8 protein-coding genes and 1 pseudogene are annotated in these 6,840 nt (G+C 63.7%); 4 read left to right on the top strand and 5 right to left on the bottom strand.

Annotated elements, in window-relative coordinates; genetic code table 11:
- Both AX735_RS25925 and AX735_RS14795 read left to right on the top strand, forming a co-directional pair.
- A pseudogene (locus AX735_RS25925) lies at positions 1-208 on the top strand (hypothetical protein); the annotation flags it as partial.
- Positions 208-1,143: a ThuA domain-containing protein gene (locus AX735_RS14795; protein WP_231750134.1), complete on the top strand. Its 936-nt coding sequence runs from the start codon at positions 208-210 to the stop codon at positions 1,141-1,143. The pseudogene AX735_RS25925 and the gene AX735_RS14795, both read left to right, overlap by 1 nt.
- Before the next feature lie 61 nt (positions 1,144-1,204).
- Here AX735_RS14795 and AX735_RS14790 read toward each other — a convergent pair whose 3' ends face one another.
- From AX735_RS14790 to AX735_RS14780, 3 genes are read right to left on the bottom strand one after another with little or no spacing between them, the layout of a single operon-like run.
- Positions 1,205-1,978 carry a TIM barrel protein gene (locus AX735_RS14790; protein ID WP_066281889.1) on the bottom strand — a complete coding sequence of 258 codons (774 nt, stop codon included), beginning with the start codon at positions 1,976-1,978 and terminating at the stop codon, positions 1,205-1,207.
- Positions 1,979-2,004: 26 nt separating this feature from the next.
- The gene (locus tag AX735_RS14785; protein WP_082751129.1) at positions 2,005-2,850 is read right to left on the bottom strand and encodes a nuclear transport factor 2 family protein; all 846 of its coding nucleotides are present in this window, start codon (positions 2,848-2,850) and stop codon (positions 2,005-2,007) included.
- Positions 2,847-3,242 carry a DoxX family protein gene (locus tag AX735_RS14780; protein ID WP_231750133.1) on the bottom strand — a complete coding sequence of 132 codons (396 nt, stop codon included), beginning with the start codon at positions 3,240-3,242 and terminating at the stop codon, positions 2,847-2,849. Before AX735_RS14780 ends, AX735_RS14785 begins: the two co-directional genes overlap by 4 nt.
- A gap of 244 nt (positions 3,243-3,486) precedes the next feature.
- Here AX735_RS14780 and AX735_RS14775 point away from each other — a divergent pair, with 244 nt between their 5' ends.
- Together AX735_RS14775 and AX735_RS14770 are read left to right on the top strand one after the other, a co-directional pair.
- Positions 3,487-4,509, top strand: a complete 1,023-nt coding sequence (locus tag AX735_RS14775; protein WP_066281886.1) for a sugar phosphate isomerase/epimerase family protein — start codon at positions 3,487-3,489, stop codon at positions 4,507-4,509.
- 14 nt (positions 4,510-4,523) lie between these two features.
- Positions 4,524-4,898 carry a C-glycoside deglycosidase beta subunit domain-containing protein gene (locus AX735_RS14770; protein ID WP_066281885.1) on the top strand — a complete coding sequence of 125 codons (375 nt, stop codon included), beginning with the start codon at positions 4,524-4,526 and terminating at the stop codon, positions 4,896-4,898.
- Between the two features lie 77 nt (positions 4,899-4,975).
- Here the strand turns inward: AX735_RS14770 and AX735_RS14765 are convergent, their stop codons facing one another.
- Both AX735_RS14765 and AX735_RS14760 read right to left on the bottom strand, forming a co-directional pair.
- On the bottom strand, positions 4,976-6,031 hold the full coding sequence (locus AX735_RS14765; protein WP_066281883.1) for a sugar phosphate isomerase/epimerase family protein: 1,056 nt from the start codon (positions 6,029-6,031) through the stop codon (positions 4,976-4,978).
- A 13-nt stretch (positions 6,032-6,044) separates the two neighbouring features.
- Positions 6,045-6,840: Gfo/Idh/MocA family protein (locus AX735_RS14760; protein ID WP_066281879.1), on the bottom strand; the 796-nt coding region annotated here is incomplete at its 5' end.

Below are 6,840 nucleotides of genomic sequence, written 5' to 3'. Positions count from 1 at the left end.
GCCATGCCAGCACGATGCCGATCTGCACGAGCAGCAGGGTTATGATCCCGCCGCAGCCACGGATGGTGCGCGCGCAGCGATCCGCTGGAGCTATTATGGCGGGATCATAACCCTGCTGCTCGTGCAGATCGGCATCGTGCTGGCATGGCCGGGCGCGCAGCCGCGCAAGGCGCAAGGTGCCCAGCTCGCCCTCGATGGAGCCGCCTGATGCGCAAGTCCCTGTTCGCCGCCGCTCTGATCGTCACCGCCGGTGCCGCCGAAGCCCAGGTGATCGTCACCGTGCCCTATCGCCCGCCCGAAACCGTGCAGCGCGTGAAAATCCCGGTCAATCCGGCGGAAAAGCGGCTCAAGGTGCTCATCATCTCGGGCCGCAACAGCTACGAGCATGACTGGACCGGCGTGAACAACATGCTGCGTACGCTGATGACCGACAGCGGCCGGTTCGACGTGCGCGTGGTCGAGGATTTCGACCATGGCACGCTCGCAATGCTCAAGGCCTACGATGTCGTGCTGCTCAACTATTCGAGCCGCTGGAACTATGCCGATCCCGTCCAGCAGATCTGGTCGCCGCAAGCCTTCGAGGCGCTCTATGCCTATGTCCGCGAGGGCGGCGGGCTGGTCGCCTATCACTCCAGCTTTACCTGGGGCCGCGAGATACCCGAATACAAGAAGCTGATCGGCGCGGTGATGGAACCCGGCACCAGCCGCCGTGCGCCGCCGGGGGCGTTCACCGTGAAGCTGGTCGATCGCGGCCACCCGATCACCCAGGGCATTCGCGAGTATATTTGGACCTATAACGAAGACATGTACACGAACATGTCGTTCGCGCCGGACGCGAAAATCCACGTGCTCGGCACCGCGCACGATGCGACATCTGCCTATGACCCCAAGATCACTGGCCCCAAATATCCGGCTGCGGCTTATACGCCGGAAAAACTCAAGGCGATGAAGGGCATCGATGCCGATCATCCGCAGCTCTGGGTGCAGGATTACGGCAAAGGCCGCGTCTTCTCGATCACGATCGGGCATGACGAGGTCAGCCTGCACTTCCAGCCGCTGCAGACGCTGATCCTGCGCGGCACCGAATGGGCGGCGACCGGCAAGGTGACGCTGCCGGTGCTCGACGAGGCGAAGGACTACTAAAAAAAAGGGGTGCCCGTGGCCGGGGCACCCCAAGTGGGAAGCTCGTTGGAGCGGCTCGCCGTCAGGCGGCGAGCGCGCGGATATGCGACAGCGCTACGGCGGTATCGCTGGTGCTGGGGGTCAGTTCGAGGCCCAGCGCGCCGGTATAGCCGACGCCTTCGATCAGCTTCAGCATTGCAGGCCAGTCGATCTGACCGGTGCCCGGCTCGCCGCGTCCGGGCGCATCGGCGATCTGGATATGGCCGACCAGATGCGCGACCTTGGGCAGCACCTCGAACGGGTCCTCCCGCTCGGTGATCGAATGGTACACGTCGTAGAGCAGCTTGATGTGCGGGCTGCCGATCTTCTCGATCACCGCGACGGCATCCTCGGTCATGCCGAACAGTACGCCGGGATGATCGACCCGGGTGTTGACCGGCTCGAGCAGGATGGTGAGACCATGCGCCTGCGCCGTCTCGACGACGCTGCCGATCGCTCCGGCGACGATGTCGAGCTGCGGCGGGCGCTTCATATAGGGCACGGCAATGCCGGAGGGGACGACGATATTGGTCGCCCCCAGCTCGGCTGCCTCGGCCGCCGCCTGCGCGAACATCTCGCGGAAGCGGTCGTGCTGATCGGCCATCACCAGCGCGATGCGCGGATCGGTAACGGTGGCGAGCAGCTCGCACCCCGTCTCGGCCAGCGCGGCCTTGAGGCTGGGCACGTCGCGGTTGCCGGTGGTGAAGATTTCCACCTTGCGGAAGCCCGCCTTGGCCGCGGCGGCCATGCGGTCTTCCAGCCGCTCGCCGGCCTCGTGGAACATATATTCCAGGTTTACGCTGAGTTCGAAGGCCATGAATTCGGTCTTTCCTGGACAGGGGATCAGTACGCGAAGGTTTCGCTGAAGGTGCGATAGGGTTCGGGCGGACGTGCCTCGAGCCGCTGCGAGCTGTCGGTGCGATAGGTGTTGCTCATCACCGTGGCGGGGCCATCGACCGGCGGCATGAACACCGGCTTGCCGTCTTCGCCCACATACATCAGATCGACGTTGAACGCGTCATCCTGCGCGACGGCGGCAAAGGGAATCCATCCCATGCTGTAGGGCGCGCGGGCGACCTCGAAGCAGTGGAAGTGCCAGATCTTCCACTCGCCGTCCTGCTTGATGAAATCGACGCCGTATTTCAGATACACATTGTGCATCCACACCTTCTTGCCGTTGACCAGCTCCTTCTCGAACATCCAGGCGGGCATGTTCTTGGCATTCTCGGGCTCGACCAGCCCCGATTCGATGCCGTTGACGATCCACAGGCCCTTGGCGGTCTGGCCGTCGCCTGCGACCTCGATCACCGGGGTGGTGACGAAGTGCATGATCAGCTTGCCGCGCGGCGAAGGACGACCCTGGTGATAGGACATGATCTTGTCCCAGTCGGTATAGACGCCGACGTTCGAATATTGCGCACGTACGTCGGGCGTGCCCTTCTTGGCCCAGAGCGGGATGATGTCGGTGTCGCGAAAGGCGTTGTGCAGGTACATGTAGCGCGAGAACAGGTTTTCCACCTTGGCGCGATCCTGCGCCACGGTTGTGGTCTGGCGCAGCGTGGCCAGTTCCTTCTCGAGCGCGGCGACGCGCTGATCGGCCGACTGCGCGCCCGCGGCCGTAGGAACGGCAAGGGCACCGGTTGCGAGCGCGGCCGCTGCAGCGCCGGCCAGGAATTTGCGGATGGTCATGATGTCTCTCCCATTGGTTTTTGTTGAAGCCACGCAACCAGGCCGACCAGACCCAGCAGCAAGACGAGAACGGCGTTTTGCGGCAGGGCATCGCCCTCGCCGCTCGACCAGTGAACGGCGGCCGCCACGCACTGGTTGATGATCAGCAGCAACGCCGCGCCTGCGGCCCAGAGCCGCAAACGGGGCAGTGCAAAGCCGAGCAGGACCGCAGCGAGCAGCAGCTCGCTCCATCCCACCGCCCGACCGGCCCATTCAGGCAGCGCCAGGGTCCACACCCGGTGCTGCGCCAGTTCGGCCAGCGGAGCGAAAGCCTTGTGATAGCCGACAAAGGCGAAGAACGCCGCGAGCAGCGTTGCGACCACAATCGCAAGCACAGTCAGCAGGCTCCGCACAGGCACTCGACTCTCCCGGTTATCGTCTCTTTTGCTAAAATAGATATCATAATTCTAATTCTGTCAATCCACTGAATCGCCCGGAAAACCGCCATATCAAGGGGGTTGACCTCGCCGCGGATTTATACGAATATGAATTCTAATTAGAGCTCAGGCCCGAGGGAGAGGGTCATGGCAAACCGCCGCAGCGCGGCCCTGCACTCTCCCGATTCGACCCGTGCGATCCCAGTGGAGAGGACTTGAAATGACCTATGATATCAAAAGGGGCGTGAGCCTCTATTCCTACCAGAACGAAACCTTCGACGGCACGCTGACGCGCGATGACGTGATCCGCATCTCGTGCGAACTGGGTGCCAACGGCATCGAGGTGATCGGCGAGCAGTCCTTCTGGGGCTGGCCCGAATGCGGCGTGAACGAGGCCGATGTCGCCGCCTGGCACGAAAGCATGAAGCGTTACGGCGGCGTCGGCGTCAGCCACGATTTCATGCTCGACTACAAGCGCTACAAGGGCCGCCCGATGCCGTTCGACGAGCAGGTGGCGAGCGTGAAGAAGGATATCGACTTCGGCGCCATGCTCGGCGTCAAGTTCATCCGCGCGCTGGTCTCGATCACGCCCGAGGTGCTGGTCGCCGCTGCACCCTATGCCGAGGAAAAGGGCATCAAGATCCTGATCGAGGTGCACGCACCGCTGCATTTCGACCATCCCTGGATCATCCGCCATGCCGAGGCCTTCGAAAAGTCGGGCTCGGACGCGCTGGGCTTCCTTCCCGACATGGGCATGTTCGTGTTCAAGTTCCCGAACGTGTGGAAGGAAAAGTTCATGCGCCTGGGCGTGCCCAAGAACATCGCCGACTATATCGAGAAGGCCTATGAGGACCGCGTACTGTCCGAATATGTCATTCTCGACGTGCGCGAGATGGGCGGCACGGGTCCTGCGATCGCGATGGCCGAAACGCTGCGCCACAATGCCGCGTTCGAGCCCAAGCGCATGCTCGACTACATGCACCGCATCCACAACATCCATGGCAAGTTCTACGAGATGACCGAGGATTATGTCGAACCCTCGATCCCCTATGACGAGATCGTCAAGGTACTCAAGCAGGGCGGCTACAAGGGCTATATCTGCTCCGAATATGAAGGCAATCGCTGGATCGAGGACGTGGAAGAGCCCAATTCGGTCGAACAGGTCCGCCGCCAGCAGGTGATGCTGGCCCGCCTGCTGGGCGAGACCGAAACCCCCGCCCTGAAGACCCCCCTGGCCGCCTGAGGAGACCCAAAGCCATGATGGACCACAAGATGATCGTCGCAGGCAGCCTCAAGGCTGTCGAAGGTGGCTTCGCGCTCGAGGCACGCCTGCCCTATTACCGGGGCCTGGGCCTCTCGATGGTGGAGGACATCGCCGTCACCGTCGACGGCACCACCTATCCGCGCGAGGCCGTGCGCTTCACCGTGCGCGACACGACCTACACGCTCGACGAGATGGAAACCTGCTACGACAATCGCTGGAATTTCGGCGAGAAGGCGCTGATCAGCGTGCTGGGCGCAGAGCTTGCGCCCGGCGACCACAAGGTGACCGTCGCGGTGCGCAAGCGCATCTCGTACCTGCCCTTCGTCCCGACGATGACGGCAAGCAAGGACCTGGCGCTCGCCGCCTGATCGCCTGCTGACATTGTGAAAAGCCCTCCGGAATCGCCCGATTCCGGAGGGCTTTTTCTTGTCCCAGATGCGCCGGCTCAGTCGATTCCCATCAGCCGCTTGTTGAGCGCGCGGTCGGCACCGCCTGCCGCGAAATCGTCGAACGCGTGTTCGGTGACGCGGATGATGTGCTTGGCGATGAACGGCGCGCCCTCGGCGGCACCCTGTTCGGGATGCTTGAGCGCGCATTCCCATTCGAGCACCGCCCAGCCGGCAAAGTCATTGGCCGCCATCTTGCTGAAGATCGCGGGGAAATCGACCTGGCCGTCACCCAGGCTGCGGAAGCGTCCGGGCCGATCGACCCAGGACTGATAGCCGCCATAGACGCCGCTGCGGCCATTGGGGCGGAACTCGGCATCCTTGACATGGAAGCATTTGATGCGCTCGTGATAGATGTCGATATAGGCCAGATAGTCGAGCTGCTGCAGCACGAAATGGCTGGGATCGTAGAGGATGTTGGCGCGCGGATGGTTGCCGACCCGCTCGAGGAACATCTCGAAGGTCACGCCGTCGTGCAGGTCCTCGCCCGGATGGATTTCGTAAGCCGCATCAACGCCGTTCTCGTCGAACACGTCGAGAATAGGCTTCCAGCGGCGGGCAAGCTCGTCGAACGCATCCTCGACCAGACCCGCGGGCCGCGCGGGCCAGGGGTAGAAATAGGGCCAGGCGAGCGCGCCGGAAAAGGTCGCGTGCGCGTTCAGCCCCAGCTTGCGACTGGCGATCGCGGCGTTCTTCACCTGCTGCACCGCCCATTCCTGCCGCGCCTTGGGGTTGCCGTGAACCGATGCCGGGGCAAAGCCGTCGAACTGCGCGTCGAACGCCGGGTGCACCGCGACCAGCTGGCCCTGCAGATGCGTCGACAGCTCGGTAATCTCCAGCCCCTTGTCGGCGAGCATGCCCTTGATCTCGTCGCAATAGGTCTGGCTTTGGGCAGCCAGCGTCAGGTCGAACAGGCGCTCGTCCCAGCTGGGGATCTGGATGCCCTTGTAGCCCAGGCCCGCGACCCAGTCGGCGATGCTTTCGAGGCTGTTGAACGGCGCATTATCGCCTGCAAACTGGGCGAGGAAAATCGCCGGGCCCTTGATGGTCTTCATGGGGAATGTCCTTTCAAACGGTGAGCGGCACCCAGCCGGAAACGTCCCGGCTGGCGCGGACGGCGGTGTCGACAAAGGTCATGCCGCGCAGCGCATCCTCGATGCCCGGCAGCAGCGGCGCGGCTTCACCGCGCAGCAGCGCGGCGAAATCGCGATAGATATTGGCAAAGGCTTCCAGATAGCCCTCGGGATGGCCGGTCGGCGTGCGCGTGCGGCTGGCGGCATCGGGGCCGAGCTGCGGACCACCGGCATGGACGATCTCGGTCCGGCCATCCAGGCTGTGCAGCGTCAGCGTATTGGGCACTTCCTGCCGCCAGACGAGGCCGCCCTTGTCGCCATAGACGCGGATGCGAAGCCCGTTCATCTCGCCCACCTCGATCTGGCTGGCGAGCAGCACGCCGCGCGCGCCGTTGTCGTAGCGCAGCAGGACGGTGCAATCGTCATCGACCGGTCGGCCCGGCACGACTGCCGCCAGATCAGCGAGAAGTTCGACCACTTTGAGCCCGGTGATGAACTCGGCCAACTGGAAGGCATGCGTGCCGATATCGCCGATGCATCCGCCCGGCCCTGAGCGTGCGGGATCGGTGCGCCACTCGGCCTGCTTGCCCACCGCCTCGCCCGCGAGCCAGCCTTGCGGATATTCGACGACCAGCTTGCGGATCATGCCCAGCGCGCCCGCGGCGATCCTGGCCCGTGCCTCGCGCACCAGCGGATAGCCGGTATAGGTATGGGTGAGCGCATATGGCAGCCCGGCAGAAGCCACCAGCGCGGTTAGCTCCTGCGCCTCGGCGAGGGTCGATGTGGCGGGC

The sequence above is a fragment of the Blastomonas sp. CCH1-A6 genome, assembly GCF_001556365.1.
GTDB classification, from domain to species: Bacteria; Pseudomonadota; Alphaproteobacteria; order Sphingomonadales; family Sphingomonadaceae; genus Blastomonas; species Blastomonas ursincola.
The sequence above is the reverse complement of the archived record's forward strand: the minus strand, read 5'-3'. Positions and strand labels throughout refer to the sequence as shown.

Coding starts and splice junctions, on each gene's coding strand:
- AX735_RS14790 (WP_066281889.1), bottom strand. CDS start 1,978: ATGGCCTTCGAACTCAGCGTAAACCTGGAATATATGTTCCACGAGGCC.
- AX735_RS14770 (WP_066281885.1), top strand. CDS start 4,524: ATGATGGACCACAAGATGATCGTCGCAGGCAGCCTCAAGGCTGTCGAA.
- AX735_RS14785 (WP_082751129.1), bottom strand. CDS start 2,850: ATGACCATCCGCAAATTCCTGGCCGGCGCTGCAGCGGCCGCGCTCGCA.
- AX735_RS14795 (WP_231750134.1), top strand. CDS start 208: ATGCGCAAGTCCCTGTTCGCCGCCGCTCTGATCGTCACCGCCGGTGCC.
- AX735_RS14775 (WP_066281886.1), top strand. CDS start 3,487: ATGACCTATGATATCAAAAGGGGCGTGAGCCTCTATTCCTACCAGAAC.
- AX735_RS14765 (WP_066281883.1), bottom strand. CDS start 6,031: ATGAAGACCATCAAGGGCCCGGCGATTTTCCTCGCCCAGTTTGCAGGC.